We start from the raw sequence: 18,703 nt of genomic DNA, 5'->3' as shown, positions 1-18,703 counted from the left end.
AAAGGTGGCTATGTCACCTTTTTGTGTTAGTGGAGGTATTTGTGACGCGGTGGTGGAGCATCAATGGAACTTCTTGAAGGTAAAGTTCTTCCAGGACTTGCAGCCTTGACAGAAAAATAAGATTTTATAACTAAATCAAAGAAGAGAGGGATGAAAGTTCCTCTTTTCTTTTGCTCAAAATAAAAACGCTTCCTCTCAACTATTACTCATAAAAATCACCGATTTATGATAAAATGGAAATAGAAAGTTGAGATTATGAGTTATTTTAAAAAATATAAATTCGATAAATCCCAGTTCAAACTTGGTATGCGAACCTTTAAAACAGGTATTGCTGTTTTTCTAGTTCTCTTGATTTTTGGCTTTTTTGGTTGGAAAGGTCTTCAAATCGGTGCTTTGACAGCCGTTTTTAGTCTGAGGGAGAGTTTTGATAAGAGTGTCCATTTCGGAACTTCGCGTATTCTAGGAAATAGTATCGGTGGCCTCTATGCCCTGGTCTTCTTCTTATTAAATACCTTTTTCCACGAAGCTTTTTGGGTGACCTTGGTAGTTGTTCCAATCTGCACCATGTTAACCATTATGACAAATGTAGCCATGAATAACAAAGCAGGGGTTATTGGCGGTGTAGCAGCTATGTTAATCATTACCCTATCGATTCCGAGTGGGGAAACGATTTTGTACGTGTTTGCGCGTGTATCAGAAACGTTCATGGGAGTTTTTGTCGCAATTCTGGTAAATTACGATATTGATCGTATTCGGTTCTTTTTAGAGAAAAAAGAAAAATAATGTTACATTTTATAACATTATCAATTGACGTTTGTCTTTTTTTAGACTATAATAGACAGAAAGAAGGAAATTGTAAATGAAGGAAAAAGAATTTCGCCGAAATATGGCTGTTTTTCCTATCGGCAGTGTTATGAAGTTGACCGATCTATCGGCGCGTCAGATTCGTTATTATGAAGATCAAGAGTTGATTAAGCCTGATCGAAACGAAGGGAACCGTCGCATGTATTCCTTGAATGACATGGATCGTCTACTTGAAATCAAAGATTATATTTCTGAAGGTTATAATATCGCTGCCATTAAGAAAAAATATGCTGAACGTGAAGCGAAATCCAAGAAAGCGGTGAGTCAGACTGAGGTGCGCCGTGCACTGCACAATGAACTCCTCCAGCAGGGTCGCTTTGCTTCGGTGCAATCACCTTTTGGACGCGGTTAGGCAACCGCAAGTAGTCATACATTAAGGAGAAAACTCATGCCAATCACAGCTGCAGATATTCGTCGTGAAGTCAAGGAAAAAAATGTTACCTTTATCCGTCTCATGTTCTCAGATATTTTGGGAACCATGAAAAACGTCGAAATTCCTGCTACAGATGAACAATTAGATAAGGTCTTGTCAAATAAGGCTATGTTTGATGGATCTTCTATCGAAGGTTTTGTACGTATCAATGAGTCGGATATGTACTTGTACCCAGACTTGGATACATGGACAGTCTTCCCGTGGGGAGATGAAAATGGAAGTGTTGCAGGTTTGATCTGTGATGTCTATACAACAGAAGGTGAACCATTTGCAGGAGACCCTCGTGGCAATTTGAAACGAGCTCTTCGTCACATGGAAGAAGTAGGATTCAAATCCTTCAACCTTGGACCAGAGCCAGAATTCTTCCTATTTAAACTGGATGAAAATGGGGACCCAACACTTGAAGTAAATGACAAGGGTGGCTACTTTGATTTGGCACCTACTGACCTTGCGGACAATACACGTCGTGAGATTGTCAATGTCTTGACCAAAATGGGATTTGAAGTAGAAGCCAGTCACCACGAGGTTGCGGTTGGTCAACACGAGATTGACTTTAAGTACGATGAAGTTCTCCGTGCCTGTGATAAGATTCAAATCTTTAAGCTCGTTGTTAAAACTATTGCTCGCAAACATGGTCTTTACGCAACTTTTATGGCCAAACCAAAATTTGGTATTGCTGGATCAGGTATGCACTGTAATATGTCCTTGTTTGATGCAGAAGGAAATAACGCCTTCTTTGATCCAAATGATCCAAAAGGGATGCAGTTGTCAGAAACGGCCTACCATTTCCTTGGCGGTTTGATCAAGCATGCCTACAACTATACTGCCATCATGAACCCAACGGTTAACTCATACAAACGTTTGGTTCCGGGTTATGAAGCGCCTGTTTACATTGCTTGGGCTGGTCGTAACCGTTCGCCACTTGTGCGCGTACCTGCTTCACGCGGTATGGGAACTCGTCTTGAGTTGCGTTCAGTGGATCCAATGGCGAACCCTTACATTGCTATGGCTGTTCTTTTGGAGGTTGGTTTGCATGGTATTGAAAATAAAATCGAAGCACCAGCTCCTATCGAAGAAAATATCTACATCATGACAGCAGAAGAGCGTAAGGAAGCTGGTATTACAGACCTTCCATCAACCCTTCACAACGCTTTGAAAGCTTTGACAGAAGATGAAGTTGTCAGAGCGGCTCTCGGAGAACATATCTATACTAGTTTCCTTGAAGCTAAACGAATCGAATGGGCAAGCTATGCAACCTTCGTTTCACAATGGGAAATTGATAACTATTTAGATCTTTACTAATATAGAAGAAAGATTGCCTGAGGGCGGTCTTTTTTCTTGTATTTTATATCGAGGTGTGATATATTTTATATAACGAAGTGCGATATATCGAGCTGAATAGGAGGTGAATGCAAATGGAATTAACAGATAAGATTCGTCGAGTTTATCTTCCCATGACGGAAACGGGTTTTTATATCTTGTTCTGTCTGCAAAAGGAAGGTCATGGTTATAGTATTACGCAAAAGGTCAAGGAGATGACAGATTCTCAAGTTTCGATTAGTCCTGGGACTATGTATGGAACCTTGTCAAAGATGGAAAAGGATGGTTTGATTTCCTTTGTCCGAGAAGAGGAGAAGCGTAAAATCTATCAGATTACAGACTTGGGACGAAAAGTCTTAGATATTGAATTGAAACGTATTGAACGCCTCTATAGAAACAGTCTGGAGGGAAGATGATGGAAAAGAAGGTTGTTTATAGAATTGCTACCATTGCGGATTATGATAGAGAGGCTTTATATCTTAGAAAAATGCATGCTGAGGGCTGGAAGCTCAAGGAAGTAACCTACTCTAACTTAGTAGTTGCGGTTAAGTATACTTTTGAACAGTGCCAACCGAAGCAGGTGTCTTATCAGTTGGACTTTTATCCCATGAAAAAATCAGAGAGAGCCTCCTATTTACAATTATTTAAAGACTGTGGCTGGGATCATATTACAGACTTTAATGGGTTTTCCTACTTTAGAAAGCTTCATTCTGGAATTGAGTCGGATGCCGAGTTTGAAATTTATAATGACGCGGCCGGGAAGTTAGCTATGGTCAAACGGATTTTAACGAGGCGGATGCTTCCTATTTTGCTTCTCTTTTTAGCTCTACTACCGGTTTTCTCAAAGTTTGTCAGTGGAGGTAGTTCTTTCAGTTGGGTAGTGTTTTTGATTTTCATAATAGATTGGGTTTTATTGATAGTTTTTGCGATTCAGATTTCTTATATTTTTTGGAGCTTGTTTCAAAAATGGAAAGAATTATCTGACAAATAAAACCATGTATGTTTTCTGATTTGGAGGTAAGGTAATGAATAGCAAAGTACAATTTCGGTTTTTCACCATTGTTGATTTGGACAAGGAAGAAGAATATTTACATGAGATGCATTTGAAAGGTTGGAGGTATAGAACGAGTCGTTTTGGTTTGTTCTATTTTGACCAATGTCAACCAAACGATGTCATCTACTGTATCTATGATTCTAGATTTCTTAAAAAATATAAGCATGAACTGCAAGATTTTAGAGATAGAGGTTGGGAATTGATAGGAGCAGGTTCTTGTTCGATTCTTCGTAAACCGGCTTCTGATTTACTTCCAGAGGATCAAGTCTATATGAGTAAGGGGCTCAGATGGGAAGTTGTGCGAAATAGACTTCGTTCCTGTACAGCTACTTTCTTAGGCGGTCTTGTTGTTTGTATGAGTTCGTTTAGGGAAGAACTGTCGCAATCTTTCTTTGTCATTTTTGCTCTATATGCCTTTATGATTTCTTATCTAATCTATGGTTATTTCAGACTAAAAAGTAAATACCAAGTAGATGGAAGGTGAGTTTCTCGGTCTGTAGACTGATTTTTAGCACTCTTGATAAAAGAGTGCTAATTTTTTGAGTTTTTATCTTGACATTCTCTTCTAAGGGTGTATAATAGAATCATAAGTTAGCACTTGAGCGTATCGAGTGCTAATCGATCAGACAGAGAGGAGTGATGAGATGGTTACAGAGCGTCAGCAGGATATTTTAAATCTGATTATTGACATCTTTACCAAAACGCACGAACCTGTCGGATCCAAAGCCTTGCAAGAGTCTATTAACTCTAGCAGTGCAACCATTCGTAATGATATGGCGGCTCTAGAAAAGCAAGGTTTGCTTGAGAAGGCTCATACTTCAAGTGGTCGAATGCCAAGTGTTGCTGGTTTTCAGTACTATGTAAAACACTCACTGGATTTTGACCGACTGGCTGAAAATGAGGTTTATGAGATTGTCAAAGCCTTTGATCAGGAATTCTTCAAGCTAGAGGATATTCTGCAAGAAGCTGCTAATCTACTGACAGACCTGAGTGGCTGTACGGTAGTGGCACTGGATGTTGAGCCGAGCAGGCAAAGGTTGACAGCCTTTGATATCGTTGTTTTGGGGCAACATACAGCCTTGGCAGTATTCACCCTAGACGAGTCGCGAACGGTTACCAGTCAGTTTCTGATTCCAAGGAACTTTTTGCAGGAGGATTTGCTGAAACTGAAGAGCATCATTCAGGAACGTTTCCTCGGTCACACCGTTTTAGATATTCACTACAAGATTCGGACGGAGATTCCGCAGATTATCCAGCGTTACTTCACAACAACGGATAATGTGATCGATCTCTTTGAACACATTTTTAAGGAAATGTTCAACGAAAACATTGTGGTGGCGGGCAAGGTCAATCTCTTGAATTTTGCCAATCTGGCAGCCTATCAGTTCTTTGATCAACCGCAAAAGGTGGCTCTGGAGATTCGTGAGGGGATGCACGAGGATCAAATGCAAAATATCCGAGTTGCGGACAGTCAAGAATCTTGTTTAGCAGATCTAGCGGTGATTAGTAGCAAGTTCCTCATTCCTTATCGGGGAGTTGGAATTCTAGCCATTATCGGTCCTGTTAATCTGGATTACCAACAGCTAATCAACCAAGTCAATGTGGTCAACCGTGTTTTGACCATGAAGTTGACAGATTTTTACCGCTACCTCAGCAGTAATCATTACGAAGTACATTAAGATTGAAATCATTAAAGGAGGCGAAAATGGCCCAAGATATAAAAAATGAAGAAGTAGAAGAAGTCCAAGAAGAGGAAGTTGTGGAAACGGTAGAAGAAACAACTCCTGAGAAGTCTGAGTTGGACTTGGCGAATGAACGTGCAGATGAGTTCGAAAACAAATATCTTCGCGCTCATGCAGAAATGCAAAATATCCAACGTCGTGCCAATGAAGAGCGTCAAAACTTGCAACGTTATCGTAGCCAGGACTTGGCAAAAGCGATTCTCCCTTCTTTGGATAACCTTGAGCGTGCACTCGCGGTTGAAGGTTTGACAGACGATGTCAAAAAAGGATTGGAAATGGTGCAAGAAAGCTTGATTCATGCTTTGAAAGAAGAAGGAATCGAAGAAATCGCAGCTGACGGTGAATTTGACCATAACTATCATATGGCCATCCAAACTCTCCCAGCAGACGATGAACACCCAGCAGATACCATCGCCCAAGTTTTCCAAAAAGGCTACAAACTCCATGACCGCATCCTACGCCCAGCAATGGTAGTTGTCTACAACTAGGCAATTATGACGGTTGCAACATATATAATAGAAAACTTGTCCGAAATGACAATAAACTATGAAGAAAGATAAAAAAGTAGTTCAGCTTTGCAATAGTGAGCGAAGCGAACCAAAGACGATACTCTTCGCCGTGGCGCTATCTGCGCAAACTTTGAGACCTTAGGGTCAAAGTTTAGTCAAAGAGATTGACGAAGTCAAGCTCTGACGGCGTCGCCACTTAAGAAGAGTATCAAAAAGAAAAATAGAATATAAAATTTAAGGAGAAAAACACATGTCTAAAATTATCGGTATTGACTTAGGGACAACAAACTCAGCAGTAGCAGTTCTTGAAGGAACTGAAAGCAAAATCATCGCAAATCCAGAAGGAAACCGCACAACTCCATCTGTAGTATCATTTAAAAACGGCGAAATCATCGTTGGTGACGCTGCGAAACGTCAAGCAGTTACAAATCCAGATACAGTTATCTCTATCAAATCTAATATGGGAACTTCTGAAAAAGTTTCTGCAAACGGAAAAGAATACACTCCACAAGAAATCTCAGCTATGATTCTTCAATACTTGAAAGGTTATGCTGAAGACTATCTTGGTGAAAAAGTAACCAAAGCAGTTATCACAGTTCCTGCTTACTTCAACGACGCTCAACGTCAAGCAACAAAAGACGCTGGTAAAATCGCTGGTCTTGAAGTAGAACGTATTGTCAACGAACCAACTGCAGCCGCTCTTGCTTACGGTTTGGACAAGACTGACAAAGAAGAAAAAATCTTGGTATTTGACCTTGGTGGTGGTACATTCGACGTCTCTATCCTTGAATTGGGTGATGGTGTCTTCGACGTATTGTCAACTGCAGGGGACAACAAACTTGGTGGTGACGACTTTGACCAAAAAATCATCGACCACTTGGTAGCAGAATTTAAGAAAGAAAATGGTATTGACTTGTCTACTGACAAGATGGCAATGCAACGTTTGAAAGATGCGGCTGAAAAAGCGAAGAAAGACCTTTCTGGTGTAACTTCAACACAAATCAGCTTGCCATTTATCACTGCAGGTGAGGCTGGACCTCTTCACTTGGAAATGACTTTGACTCGTGCGAAATTTGATGATTTGACTCGTGACCTTGTAGAACGTACAAAAGTTCCAGTTCGTCAAGCCCTTTCGGATGCAGGTTTGAGCTTGTCAGAAATCGACGAAGTTATCCTTGTTGGTGGTTCAACTCGTATCCCAGCCGTTGTAGAAGCTGTGAAGGCTGAAACTGGTAAAGAACCAAACAAATCAGTAAACCCTGACGAAGTAGTTGCTATGGGTGCTGCGATCCAAGGTGGTGTCATCACTGGTGATGTCAAAGACGTTGTCCTTCTTGACGTAACACCATTGTCACTCGGTATTGAAACAATGGGTGGTGTCTTTACAAAACTCATCGACCGTAACACAACAATCCCAACATCTAAATCACAAGTCTTCTCAACAGCAGCAGACAACCAACCAGCCGTTGATATCCACGTTCTTCAAGGGGAACGCCCAATGGCAGCAGATAACAAGACTCTTGGACGTTTCCAATTGACAGACATCCCAGCTGCACCTCGTGGAATTCCTCAAATCGAAGTAACATTTGACATCGACAAGAACGGTATCGTGTCTGTTAAGGCTAAAGATCTTGGAACTCAAAAAGAACAAACTATTGTTATCCAATCAAACTCAGGTTTGACTGACGAAGAAATCGACCGCATGATGAAAGATGCAGAAGCAAACGCTGAAGCGGATAAGAAACGTAAAGAAGAAGTTGATCTTCGTAACGAAGTAGACCAAGCAATCTTCGCAACTGAAAAGACTATCAAGGAAACTGAAGGTAAAGGCTTCGACACAGAACGTGACGCTGCCCAAGCTGCCCTTGATGACCTTAAGAAAGCTCAAGAAGACAACAACTTGGATGAAATGAAAGCAAAACTCGAAGCTTTGAACGAAAAAGCTCAAGGACTTGCTGTTAAACTCTACGAACAAGCAGCAGCAGCCCAACAAGCTCAAGCAGGAGCAGAAGGCGCACAAGCAACAGGAAACGCAGGCGATGACGTCGTAGACGGAGAGTTTACTGAAAAATAAGATGTTGAGGTATTAAGAAAACGAAAGAAAAATAGGAAGCCATCGCCTTGTGCGATGCACAAAAGATGGCTTATCTTTTTTCCGAAGTTTTTAGCCGAAACTCAGTTAAGCCTAACTCGTTAAGAATGACTAATCACTAAAGTGATTGTCATTCTACGGCAATCGCTATGGCGACTTGCCTAAACGCCTTACTAGTTCAAAAACAAAGTATAATCGACTTTGTTTTTGAACGTCGTAATGATAGGAAGAAATCCAGAGGTTGCAACCCAGCCTCTGTTTTTCGATAAAATAGAGGATGTTGTGTATGAAAAAAGTACTTTGTATCATTTATCCTAATTTTTCTCTTTATGAGATAACCGCTTTAACAAGTACTTTAGCTCTGTCTTTTGACATCACGATTGATTATGTCGCTTCTGAGAATTCGATGGTGGTCTCTGAGGATGGCTTGCCTTGTTTACCTACAAAAACATTGGATCAGATCCGTATAGAAGATTATTCTTGTGTAATTTTGCCAGGAATGGTAAATATAGGTCCTGCTCTACAAGATGAGAAATTGATCTCGTTTTTGAGAAGTCTTAATGAGCAAGATATCCTAATTGCAGCTATTTCTTCAGCGCCCCTTTTATTGGCGAAAGCAGGCTTGTTGAACGACACGAAATTTACAGGTGGGATTTGGCAAAACTTCTTTGACTATTTTGAATTTCTTCCGCGTGAGAATTTCCAACCCAAACTGGTTGTGCAAGATAAAAATATCATTACGGCTATAGGCTTTGCGCATCAAGAGTTTGCAAGAAAAGTGATTTTTGGTTTAGGGTTGGCAGAGAATACGGACAACTATTTTAAAGAACAGAACGAGTATGCTGAAGAGGATTTGATATTTACTCTATCAGATGAAGAGTTTGATCAAGTGAAGCAGAGTATAGAAAACAGCCTCTAAAGATTTACATGAAAATTATAGAAAGGAACAAGGGTGTTCAGGGAATTGAACATGGGTTCCCAAATTTCTTACTCAATATAAAAGAAAGGAATTGAACCCGACCTAAATTTTCGGAAAAAAGATAAATCTGTCTAGGAGCATCGCTCCAGCGTCAGATTTCCTATTTTTCAGTCGAATTTTACGGTCTTGGTATCTTGTATGAACAATACTGAATTTTATGATCGTCTGGGGGTGTCAAAAAACGCTTCGGCAGACGAGATCAAAAAGGCTTATCGTAAGCTTTCCAAAAAATATCACCCAGATATCAATAAGGAGCCTGGTGCTGAGGAAAAGTACAAGGAAGTTCAGGAAGCTTATGAGACTTTGAGTGACGACCAAAAACGTGCTGCCTATGACCAATACGGTGCTGCTGGAGCCAACGGTGGTTTTGGTGGAGCTGGTGGTTTCGGCGGTTTCGATGGGGCAAGAGGCTTCGGTGGTTTTGAAGATATCTTCTCAAGTTTCTTCGGAGGAGGCGGTGCTTCACGCAATCCAAACGCTCCTCGTCAAGGGGATGACCTCCAGTATCGTGTGAACTTGACCTTTGAAGAAGCTATTTTTGGAGCTGAAAAAGAGGTTAAGTACAATCGTGAAGCAAGCTGTAGTACATGTAATGGCTCAGGTGCTAAACCAGGAACAAGTCCAGTCACTTGTGGACGCTGTCATGGTGCTGGTGTCATTAACGTCGATACGCAGACTCCACTTGGTATGATGCGTCGCCAAGTAACCTGTGATGTCTGTCATGGTCGCGGAAAAGAAATCAAAGATCCATGTACAACATGTCACGGAACAGGGCATGAAAAACAAGCGCATAGCGTACATGTCAAAATTCCTGCTGGTGTGGAAACAGGTCAACAAATTCGCCTAGCTGGTCAAGGTGAAGCTGGCTTTAATGGTGGACCTTATGGTGACTTGTATGTAGTGGTTTCTGTGGAAGCCAGCGACAAGTTTGAACGTGAAGGAACCACTATCTTCTATAATCTGAACCTTAACTTTGTCCAAGCAGCTCTTGGTGATACAGTAGATATCCCAACTGTTCACGGTGATGTTGAATTGGTTATCCCAGAGGGAACTCAGACTGGTAAGAAATTCCGTCTACGTGGAAAAGGAGCTCCGAGCCTTCGTGGTGGTGCAGTTGGTGACCAATATGTTACCGTTAATGTCGTAACACCGACAGGCTTGAATGACCGCCAAAAAGCAGCCTTGAAAGAATTCGCAGCTGCTGGTGACTTGAAAGTAAATCCAAAGAAAAAGGGCTTCTTTGACCATATTAAAGATGCCTTTGAAGGAGAATAAAGCAAAAAGAGCCGTCGGGCTCTTTTTGCTTGTAGATTTTTAAGACTTTCCTTAAGTAATGACGGACGGTAGCGACCTCTTCGAAGTTCCATACCTAAACTTTGAGCCTAGGTCTCAAAGTTTCCGAATACCTGAAACCAAGCTGTTTCAGGTGTTTTCATTACGGCGGAAAGTCTTCGATTTAGTTATGAAATGGTGAATAATACTCTTCAAACTACGTCAGCGTCGGCTTGTCTACAACCTCAAAACCGTGTTTTGAGCTGACTTCGTCAGTTTTATCCACAACCTCAAAACGGTGTTTTGAGCAGCTTGTGCCTAGCTTTCTAGTTTGCTCTTTGATTTTTATTGAGTATGAGTTGCCTAAATTATGATGTATAGTTGATGGGATATAACTTGTTTACCTTTTAAAAAAGAGCCGAGTGGCTCTTTTACTTATCTTCAGTTTCCTGTGTTTCTTTGATAACAGCTAGTCTAGTCTGGATATCCTTTTCCAAGACTTTAAATTTATAAGTCAGGTCTTCTTGGTATCCCTTGATGAGTTCTTTTTGCTGGTCAATGATTTGCAGGCTGTTTTGGATAATATCCACATCGTCCTTGATAGCTTGAACGCGGTCAGTGGTATTCAAGACTTCATCTGTGATGGTTTGGCGATTTTTTGTAACTAGATAACTTCCAGCTGCAGCTCCTGCAAATAGCAGTAGGTTGGATAATTTCATGGCAACTCCTTAGGCGTTTTTGATAGTTTCAGCGACTTGAGCAAGTTTGTCAAAGTCTGGTTCGTGGGCGATAAAATCAATCTTGAGGTCATCGTCCGCACTGTAGCGAGGTACGAGGTGAACGTGGGTATGAAAGACTGTTTGGCCTGCGATTTCTTCACAGTTGGCAATGATATTCATACCAGCAGCCTTGGTAGCTTTCATGACTTTTTGAGCTACTTTTGGTACTTGGGCAAAGAGTTGGCTGGCGCTAGTAGCGTCCATTTCCAAAAGATTGCGATAGTGTTCTTTTGGCACGACCAAGGTGTGTCCGGGTGTCACTTGAGAGATATCAAGAAAGGCAAGAACCTGCTCATCTTCATATACTTTTGAAGCAGGAATTTCCCCTGCGATGATTTTACAAAAAATGCAATCTGACATAAAATCTACCTCTACTGTATTGAATTTTGATATAATATAGCTACATTATACCAGATTTGGAGAAAATATGTTAGAAATTAAAAACCTGACAGGTGGCTATGTCCATGTCCCTGTCTTGAAAGATGTGTCTTTTACTGTTGAAAGTGGGCAGCTGGTCGGTTTGATTGGTCTCAATGGTGCTGGGAAATCGACGACAATCAATGAGATTATTGGTCTGTTGACACCTTATAGTGGCTCCATCAATATCAATGGCCTGACCCTGCAAGAAGATGCGACTAGCTATCGCAAGCAAATTGGTTACATTCCTGAGACACCTAGCTTGTATGAGGAATTGACCCTCAGAGAGCATATCGAAACGGTTGCCATGGCTTATGGTATTGAGCAGAAAGTGGCTTTTGATCGAGTAGAACCTTTGTTAAAAATGTTCCGTCTGGACCAGAAATTGGACTGGTTCCCTGTTCATTTTTCAAAAGGGATGAAGCAGAAAGTCATGATTATCTGTGCTTTTGTGGTGGATCCGAGTCTTTTCATCGTGGATGAGCCTTTCCTTGGTCTTGATCCGCTGGCTATTGCAGACTTGATTCAGCTTTTGGAAGTGGAAAAGCAAAAGGGTAAGTCTATTCTCATGAGTACTCACGTGCTGGATTCAGCGGAAAAGATGTGTGATGCCTTTGTCATTCTTCACAAGGGAGAGGTGCGTGCCAAAGGCAATCTCCTGCAACTGCGCGAAGCCTTTGATATGCCTGAGGCTAGTTTGAATGATATTTACTTGGCTCTGACCAAAGAGGAGGAGCTATGAAAGACTTGTTTTTAAAGAGAAAGCAGGCTTTTCGTAAGGAGTGTGTCGGTTATCTGCGCTATGTTCTCAATGACCACTTTGTCTTGTTCCTGCTTGTCCTGCTGGGCTTTCTAGCCTACCAGTACAGTCAACTCTTGCAACATTTTCCTGAAAATCATTGGCCTATCCTTTTATTTGTAGGAATTACCTCTGTTTTACTTTTGCTTTGGGGAGGAATTGCCACCTATATGGAGGCTCCAGACAAGCTCTTTCTCTTGGTCGGAGAAGAGGAAATCAAACTCTATCTCAAGCGTCAAACTGGCGTTTCCCTAGTCTTTTGGCTCTTTGTCCAGACCCTTTTCTTGCTTTTATTTGCGCCCTTATTTTTAGCCATGGGTTATGGCTTGCCTGTTTTTCTGGTCTATGTACTTTTAGTGGGGGTAGGTAAATATTTCCTCTTTCGTCAAAAGGCCAGCAAATTTTTCACTGAAACTGGACTGGACTGGGACTATGTTATTTCTCAAGAAAGCAAGCGCAAGCAAGTCTTGCTTCGTTTCTTTGCCCTCTTTACGCAGGTAAAGGGAATTTCAAACAGCGTCAAGCGCCGTGCTTATCTGGATTTTATCCTAAAGACTGTTCAGAAGGTGCCTGGAAAGATTTGGCAAAATCTCTATCTGCGTTCTTATCTGCGAAATGGAGACCTCTTTGCGCTCAGTCTCCGTCTGCTCTTGCTTTCTTTGCTGGCGCAGGTCTTTATCGAGCAAGCTTGGATTGCGACAGCAGTGGTGGTTCTCTTTAACTACCTCTTGCTCTTCCAGTTACTGGCCCTCTATCATGCCTTTGACTACCAGTATTTGACCCAACTTTTTCCACTGGACAAGGGGCAAAAGGAAAAAGGCTTGCAGGCGGTAGTCCGAGGATTGACCAGTTTGGTCTTAGTGGTGGAATTAGTGGTCGGCCTTGTGACCTTCCAAGAAAAACTGGCCCTTCTAGCCTTGCTGGGTGCTGGTTTGGTTTTACAAGTCTTGTATCTGCCTTATCAGGTGAAACGCCAGATGCAGGACTAATACTCTTCGAAAATCTCTTCAAACCATATCAGCTTCCATCTGCAACCTCAAAACAGTATTTTGAGCAATCTGCGGCTAGCTTCCTAGTTTGCTCTTTGATTTTCATTGAGTATAACATTGCTTATATGAAACAAAAAAGAAGTTGAGTTCAATCTGTCTCAGCTTCTTTTATTTTCTACAAGATAATGGTTGGACCGTAGAGGCTCAACTTGGTCTTGACTTGGTCAAAGTGGAAACGGTCATAGGCACGCCAAGCGGCGCGAGTAGGAGCATCAGGATTGAGAGCGCTGAGTCCCATGAGCAGACTGGAAGTCTGGTAAAATTTTTCCAGTTCAATCAAGACTCGATTATCCACTGTCTCAGCCTTGGCTAGAAAACCAAGAATAGAGTTTAATTGCTCCTGAAAGCGGACGTCGTCAGCGGTTGCCTGTTTGCATGCTTGGTAGGCTTTGTTTAAGTCAGTAATCAAAGTCTGAGCAGTTTTAATTGGGTCTGTCATTTGCGTGACCTCCTATATAATTTATATTTTAAGGTAAGGGATTGTGTAAATCTCCTAGTGAGGCACCTATATTATTAGCAACATTGCCAACTATGTTGCCCCAATCAATGATACATTTACCATTATCAAGATTAGCTTTATTATATGAATATCCATTTCTACATAGTACATTATCGCTAATTATATGAAACGGAGAATACCATCCATATGGAATACTACCGCCATTTATATGAGAAAGTTCGATTGATGTTAATTGTTTTGTTTTATTTGACTTGGCCATAATTTTCTCCTTGTTATATTTACGTCAATTGCAATAGAGTATATGTATAGGGTGTTAATCATGGTGGATGTGAATAAATCATATGCACCTCTCCTTTTTTGATGATTTTTAAAGTTGTTGCAAACATAGTCTTTCTATAATCATAGTCTATCACTTTTATCTCCTTTTTCACCATCAAATCTTTAATTGTTCTTGAAATTTCCTGAATGGTACTGTTAAGATTTTATGATAAAATAGTGGTAAGCCCATCATGATGTTGTAGAAAAATAATCCTTTTAGGAGCTTTCAAAGACTGTTTAGGATTGGGTGTGCTTGTGCTAGACCTTTTCTGTTATTCTTTTCTTAGGAGGAGAATCCAATGAAACATATGATTATTCAGACACAGAAAACAGTCTATAAAGTAAACGTCGACGATATCTACTATATCCAAACACATCCAACTAAAGCCCATACCGTACAGATTGTTACAGAAGAAGCTAGCTTTAATATGGTTCAAAATTTAAGTAATCTTGAGAACCAATATGGGGAAACCTTGATGAGATGTCATCGAAATTGTTTGGTTAATCTTGATAAATTAAAATCGATTGATTTTCAAGAAAGAATCCTTTTTCTCGGAGAAGAAGGTCAATACGCTGTCAAGTATGCCAGACGTCGCTATAGAGAAATTCGTCAAAAATGGTTGAAAGAAGGAGAGTAAGAAGATGAGAATATTTGTTTTAGAAGATGATTTTTCCCAGCAGACTAGGATTGAAACGACGATTGAGAAACTTTTGAAGGAACATCATATCACTCCCAGCTCTTTTGAGGTCTTTGGTAAGCCAGCTCAACTGCTGGCAGAGGTGCATGAGAAGGGGGCGCATCAGCTATTCTTTTTGGATATTGAGATTCGAAATGAGGAGATGAAGGGGCTGGAAGTGGCTAGAAAGATTCGGGATCGGGATCCTTATGCCTTGATAGTCTTTGTGACGACTCACTCAGAGTTTATGCCCCTGTCCTTTCGCTACCAAGTGTCTGCTTTGGACTACATTGATAAGGCTCTTTCGGCAGAGGAGTTTGAATCTCGGATCGAGACAGCCCTCCTCTATGCCAATAGTCAAGACAGTAAGAGTCTAGCGGAAGATTGCTTTTACTTTAAATCAAAATTTGCCCAATTCCAGTATCCTTTTAAAGAGGTTTACTATCTCGAAACGTCTCCCAGACCCCATCATGTCATTCTCTATAGCGAGACAGATAGGTTGGAATTTACAGCGAGTTTGGAGGAGATTCTCAAGCAGGAACCTCGTCTCTTGCAGTGCCATCGCTCTTTTCTCATCAATCCTGCCAATGTGGTGCGTTTGGATAAGAAAGAAAAACTGCTTTTCTTTCCCAATGGTGGGAGCTGTATGATAGCGCGTTATAAGGTCAGGGAAGTGTCTGAGGCTATCAATAACTTGCACTGAGTGAGGTGATGGGATGGAATTAGTTTGGAAGATCGTATATGTGTTTTTGCTATCTGGATTGGAATTGTTTATATTTTTTAAGGTGGATGGAATTGTTCTAACTCTGGAGAGAGTCTTTAAAGCTTTTCTTTTTAAGCTACTTTTAGTAGTTATTTTTGTAACGATTAGCTATATAGTAGGAAATAATTACCTATCTTATTTTGTGGAACCCTTGTACGGCATAGGCTTGTCTTTATTACTGTTAAGAGGACTTCCTAAAAAACTCCTTTTCTTTTATGGTCTCTTTCCAATGATATTGGTGAATCTCTTTTATAGAGGTATTTCTTATTTTGTGCTTCCATTTTTAGGGCAAGGGCATGTGTATGATGACCGCTCTTTTATTTGGTTATGTATAAAAATTTTCATTTGCTTTATTTCTCTAGCCTTTTTGAAATGGTTAGACTATGATTTTACTAGTTTGAGAAAGGAGATTCCCGATAAAGATTTTCAAAAGTCCCTGACTAAGATTAACTGGATAATGGGGGCTTACTATCTAGTGATGCAAAGTCTGTCTTATTTTGAATATGTACAAGGTATACAATCAACGACTGTTCGCCATTTCATTCTGGTATTTTATCTACTCTTTTTTATGGGGGTTATCAAGAAATTAGATACCTATTTGAAGGAAAAACTTCAGGAGAAACTGAACCAAGAGCAGACCTTGCGCTATAGAGATATGGAACGCTATAGTCGGCATATAGAGGAACTTTACAAGGAAGTACGGAGCTTTCGGCATGACTATAGCAACCTCTTGACTAGTTTACGTCTGGGCATTGAAGAGGAGGATATGGAGCAGATAAAAGAGGTTTACGACTCTGTTTTAAAGGATTCCAGTGAAAAATTGCAGGACAACAAATATGACCTGGGCAGATTAGTGAATATTCGTGATAAAGCCCTCAAAAGTCTCCTAGCAGGGAAATTTCTAAAAGCCAGAGATAAGAAGATTGTCTTTAATGTCGAAGTTCCTGAGGAGATTCAGGTTGAGGGAATGAGACTGCTTGATTTTCTAACCATTGTGTCTATCCTTTGTGACAATGCTATTGAAGCCACTGCAGAGGCCAGTCAACCTCACGTTTCAATCGCCTTTTTTAAAAATGGAGCACAGGAGACCTTTATCATTGAAAATTCCATCAAAGAAGAGGGCATCGATATTTCTGAAATCTTCTCCTTTGGAGCAAGCTCTAAAGGGGAGGAGAGAGGAATTGGTCTCTATACCGTCATGAAAATTGTGGAAAGTCATCCTAATACCAGTCTAAATACCGCCTGCAAAAATCAAGTATTTCGTCAGGTTTTAACAATGATATCAATTGAATGATAACAAATAATAGAATCATTGAAAAATCAAATACTAGAATAAATATATTAAAACTCTACAATAAAACTTATAATATAAATGTTTCGAAAAGATTGGTTGTGTATTTTATGATTTTTAAGGTTCTTTTCTACCATTTATTAAGTCAATAAAGGTTTTAAGAAGAAATGAGACTAGACAGTAGCCATCCTGAGGTTACTGTTTTATTTTTTACAACAAAATAGGCTTCATAATATCTATAGGAGATTTACCCACTACAAATATTATAGAGCCAAGTTTTTTATCCAATATCACCTTGGATGATTACATTTGTTGATGATTTCCATACCTATTAGCTTGGTCCGGTATTTTAGATGTTAACATATCTAATATTGAATCTAACCACCATCCTCCACCTGTAATCTGGTTGAGTTCAGTAGTTGTTAGTTCTTGAAATGAAGTTAGGTTTTGATTCTTATCCATGTTATGATTCTCCTTTTTGATAAGATAATAAATAGTTCTAGAGTGTTATCTGAAAATTAATCAGAATGTGTTAAAATTTTATCTTTGAAATAATCAAAATATGTTTTCTTTGCAGTTACACTAGTGACGCGACCTTGTAAGCCGTATTGGATGAGTTTACTATCATTATTAGATAGTTTTGCAAGAGCGGTTAATTTAAAGAGATTTCCTTGCTCTGTTCTGGTAGGAGTTTGATCAATTGTCTGAAGTTGGCCGATGATGGTGGTGCCGTGATTTCCAATCTTCTCCAGTTTTAATCTTACAGTTTGTCCTTTATCTAGTAGAGGTAGATAGTCAGAAGATACGTAGTAAGTGATTAGTACTTCTCTTGTATCTGTGATGACAGGGAATATTTGAGCAATTTCTGTACCAGTTGGAATTCTATTTTTACCTTCAAATTCGCTGTTCAGATGAACGATACCTTTATTTGGGGCGGTTAAGGTATTGTTTTCTAAGCGCTGTGTCGCTTGATCTAGCTGTACTTTTAATTCTGTTAATTGGTTCTCCACGGTTAGTTGTTGCTGAGAAGCTGTCTGTAAAAACTGAGTGCGGAGTACTTCAATTTTGGTTGCTAAACTATTATCATAAGTTGCTACACTTCCGATACCAGCTTGCTGAATTTTGAGGCTTGCGATAGATGATTCAAGACCTGCAATACTTTGATTAATTTGAGATAAAAATGGCTCCTCTGCAGTTCCTTGTGTTTGTCCTTGTGAGGCTACAAGATAACGATTCAAAATTGACTGGTGCGGATTGCCAGTTGGTAAGCGAGCCCTTTTATTTATGATAGTATCTCTCAATTCTCGATATTCTCCAATTTGTTGTTGAACTTTTGTAATTTCTTGTTCGATGGCTGATGAACTGCTATTGGCAAGATTAGCTTGATTTGAAACCTCAGTGTTAGTCTTTGTGATACCCAGTTCAATATCATGAGCTTGTTTAGTAAAATTCCTAAAGGTATTATGGTAGCCAAATTCATCCTCGCCAGAAAAAAGATCAGTCGCTTTTTCTAAGCTTTGTTTCAAAATTCCAAGTCCTTCTTTTTGCTTCTCAAGTCTTTGTAATTGAGTTTCTAAGGCAGTTTTCTGACTTTCTTCCATTGTTTCAGAGTATTTGATGAGTAAGTCACCTTTTTCAACTACTTGATTTGCCACTAAATGATTAGCAAGGATAGGATTATCACTGGTTGACTGAATGGATGCAATGACACTTGTAGGGGCGATTTCTCCTTGGGAAGTAACAGTAATTTCTTTTGTGGCAACAAGGGAGAAAATCAAGATGAAAGTAAACAGTAATGAAAGAGGTATAATTAACACTGTCGCATAGTTATGGTAACGTCTCTGATAAAACTCGACGCTTCTAAAAAGATTAGGATTCATGACAT

Annotated in this window: 22 protein-coding genes; 16 read left to right on the top strand and 6 right to left on the bottom strand. The window is 40.1% G+C overall.

Annotated elements, in window-relative coordinates:
- The first annotated feature begins 255 nt into the window (after positions 1-255).
- From OC529_RS07135 to dnaJ, 11 genes are all read left to right on the top strand, one after another.
- Positions 256-783 carry an FUSC family protein gene (locus OC529_RS07135; protein ID WP_100104681.1) on the top strand — a complete coding sequence of 176 codons (528 nt, stop codon included), beginning with the start codon at positions 256-258 and terminating at the stop codon, positions 781-783.
- A 76-nt stretch (positions 784-859) separates the two neighbouring features.
- Positions 860-1,216 (top strand): transcriptional repressor GlnR, encoded by a 357-nt coding sequence (gene glnR / locus OC529_RS07130; protein ID WP_000659547.1) that lies wholly within the window; start codon positions 860-862, stop codon positions 1,214-1,216.
- 36 nt (positions 1,217-1,252) lie between these two features.
- A complete protein-coding gene (gene glnA / locus OC529_RS07125; protein WP_001122886.1) occupies positions 1,253-2,599 on the top strand; it encodes a type I glutamate--ammonia ligase in 1,347 nt (448 codons plus the stop codon).
- A gap of 113 nt (positions 2,600-2,712) precedes the next feature.
- Complete coding sequence (locus tag OC529_RS07120; RefSeq protein ID WP_112444454.1) at positions 2,713-3,033, top strand: PadR family transcriptional regulator; 321 nt, start codon at positions 2,713-2,715, stop codon at positions 3,031-3,033.
- Positions 3,033-3,608, top strand: a complete 576-nt coding sequence (locus tag OC529_RS11765; RefSeq protein WP_200832377.1) for a DUF2812 domain-containing protein — start codon at positions 3,033-3,035, stop codon at positions 3,606-3,608. Before OC529_RS07120 ends, OC529_RS11765 begins: the two co-directional genes overlap by 1 nt.
- A 34-nt stretch (positions 3,609-3,642) precedes the next feature.
- On the top strand, positions 3,643-4,155 hold the full coding sequence (locus OC529_RS07110) for a DUF2812 domain-containing protein (RefSeq protein WP_262081828.1): 513 nt from the start codon (positions 3,643-3,645) through the stop codon (positions 4,153-4,155).
- A 160-nt stretch (positions 4,156-4,315) separates the two neighbouring features.
- Entirely contained in the window at positions 4,316-5,350 is a 1,035-nt protein-coding gene (gene hrcA, locus OC529_RS07105; RefSeq protein ID WP_262081827.1) for a heat-inducible transcriptional repressor HrcA, read from the top strand.
- Between the two features lie 26 nt (positions 5,351-5,376).
- Positions 5,377-5,901: a nucleotide exchange factor GrpE gene (gene grpE, locus OC529_RS07100; RefSeq protein WP_000046038.1), complete on the top strand. Its 525-nt coding sequence runs from the start codon at positions 5,377-5,379 to the stop codon at positions 5,899-5,901.
- 271 nt (positions 5,902-6,172) lie between these two features.
- Positions 6,173-7,996 carry a molecular chaperone DnaK gene (gene dnaK / locus OC529_RS07095; RefSeq protein ID WP_262081826.1) on the top strand — a complete coding sequence of 608 codons (1,824 nt, stop codon included), beginning with the start codon at positions 6,173-6,175 and terminating at the stop codon, positions 7,994-7,996.
- A gap of 304 nt (positions 7,997-8,300) precedes the next feature.
- Entirely contained in the window at positions 8,301-8,933 is a 633-nt protein-coding gene (locus OC529_RS07090) for a DJ-1/PfpI family protein (protein WP_262081825.1), read from the top strand.
- Positions 8,934-9,131: 198 nt separating this feature from the next.
- A complete protein-coding gene (gene dnaJ / locus OC529_RS07085; RefSeq protein WP_262081824.1) occupies positions 9,132-10,268 on the top strand; it encodes a molecular chaperone DnaJ in 1,137 nt (378 codons plus the stop codon).
- A gap of 428 nt (positions 10,269-10,696) precedes the next feature.
- Here the strand turns inward: dnaJ and OC529_RS07080 are convergent, their stop codons facing one another.
- On the bottom strand, positions 10,697-10,984 hold the full coding sequence (locus OC529_RS07080) for a hypothetical protein (RefSeq protein WP_262081823.1): 288 nt from the start codon (positions 10,982-10,984) through the stop codon (positions 10,697-10,699).
- 9 nt (positions 10,985-10,993) lie between these two features.
- Positions 10,994-11,404, bottom strand: coding sequence for an HIT family protein (locus OC529_RS07075; RefSeq protein WP_001278317.1), 411 nt, complete (start codon positions 11,402-11,404; stop codon positions 10,994-10,996).
- Between the two features lie 67 nt (positions 11,405-11,471).
- Between OC529_RS07075 and OC529_RS07070 the strand changes: the two genes are divergently transcribed.
- Both OC529_RS07070 and OC529_RS07065 read left to right on the top strand, forming a co-directional pair.
- On the top strand, positions 11,472-12,203 hold the full coding sequence (locus OC529_RS07070) for an ABC transporter ATP-binding protein (RefSeq protein WP_000889954.1): 732 nt from the start codon (positions 11,472-11,474) through the stop codon (positions 12,201-12,203).
- Entirely contained in the window at positions 12,200-13,249 is a 1,050-nt protein-coding gene (locus tag OC529_RS07065) for an ABC transporter permease (protein WP_262081822.1), read from the top strand. Before OC529_RS07070 ends, OC529_RS07065 begins: the two co-directional genes overlap by 4 nt.
- Positions 13,250-13,424: 175 nt before the next feature.
- On the opposite strand, the gene OC529_RS07060 is transcribed toward OC529_RS07065, so the two are convergent.
- Both OC529_RS07060 and OC529_RS07055 read right to left on the bottom strand, forming a co-directional pair.
- Positions 13,425-13,748 carry a hypothetical protein gene (locus OC529_RS07060; protein ID WP_000131863.1) on the bottom strand — a complete coding sequence of 108 codons (324 nt, stop codon included), beginning with the start codon at positions 13,746-13,748 and terminating at the stop codon, positions 13,425-13,427.
- A gap of 28 nt (positions 13,749-13,776) precedes the next feature.
- Positions 13,777-14,028, bottom strand: coding sequence for a hypothetical protein (locus OC529_RS07055; RefSeq protein WP_001130044.1), 252 nt, complete (start codon positions 14,026-14,028; stop codon positions 13,777-13,779).
- A gap of 358 nt (positions 14,029-14,386) precedes the next feature.
- Here OC529_RS07055 and OC529_RS07050 point away from each other — a divergent pair, with 358 nt between their 5' ends.
- From OC529_RS07050 to OC529_RS07040, 3 genes are read left to right on the top strand one after another with little or no spacing between them, the layout of a single operon-like run.
- Entirely contained in the window at positions 14,387-14,725 is a 339-nt protein-coding gene (locus OC529_RS07050) for a LytTR family DNA-binding domain-containing protein (protein WP_049521288.1), read from the top strand.
- 4 nt (positions 14,726-14,729) lie between these two features.
- Entirely contained in the window at positions 14,730-15,467 is a 738-nt protein-coding gene (locus OC529_RS07045; protein WP_049538858.1) for a response regulator transcription factor, read from the top strand.
- Between the two features lie 13 nt (positions 15,468-15,480).
- Positions 15,481-16,821 carry a sensor histidine kinase gene (locus tag OC529_RS07040; protein WP_049538856.1) on the top strand — a complete coding sequence of 447 codons (1,341 nt, stop codon included), beginning with the start codon at positions 15,481-15,483 and terminating at the stop codon, positions 16,819-16,821.
- Between the two features lie 300 nt (positions 16,822-17,121).
- On the opposite strand, the gene blpC is transcribed toward OC529_RS07040, so the two are convergent.
- Together blpC and OC529_RS07030 are read right to left on the bottom strand one after the other, a co-directional pair.
- Positions 17,122-17,280: a quorum-sensing system pheromone BlpC gene (blpC, locus tag OC529_RS07035; protein ID WP_078141630.1), complete on the bottom strand. Its 159-nt coding sequence runs from the start codon at positions 17,278-17,280 to the stop codon at positions 17,122-17,124.
- 56 nt (positions 17,281-17,336) lie between these two features.
- Positions 17,337-18,698 (bottom strand): bacteriocin secretion accessory protein, encoded by a 1,362-nt coding sequence (locus tag OC529_RS07030; protein WP_262081821.1) that lies wholly within the window; start codon positions 18,696-18,698, stop codon positions 17,337-17,339.
- Between the last annotated feature and the right edge of the window lie 5 nt (positions 18,699-18,703).

The organism is Streptococcus sp. Marseille-Q5855 (assembly GCF_946901985.1).
Taxonomy (GTDB): Bacteria; Bacillota; Bacilli; order Lactobacillales; family Streptococcaceae; genus Streptococcus.
Note: the sequence above shows the minus strand (reverse complement) of the source record. Positions and strands in the feature narration are given on the sequence as shown.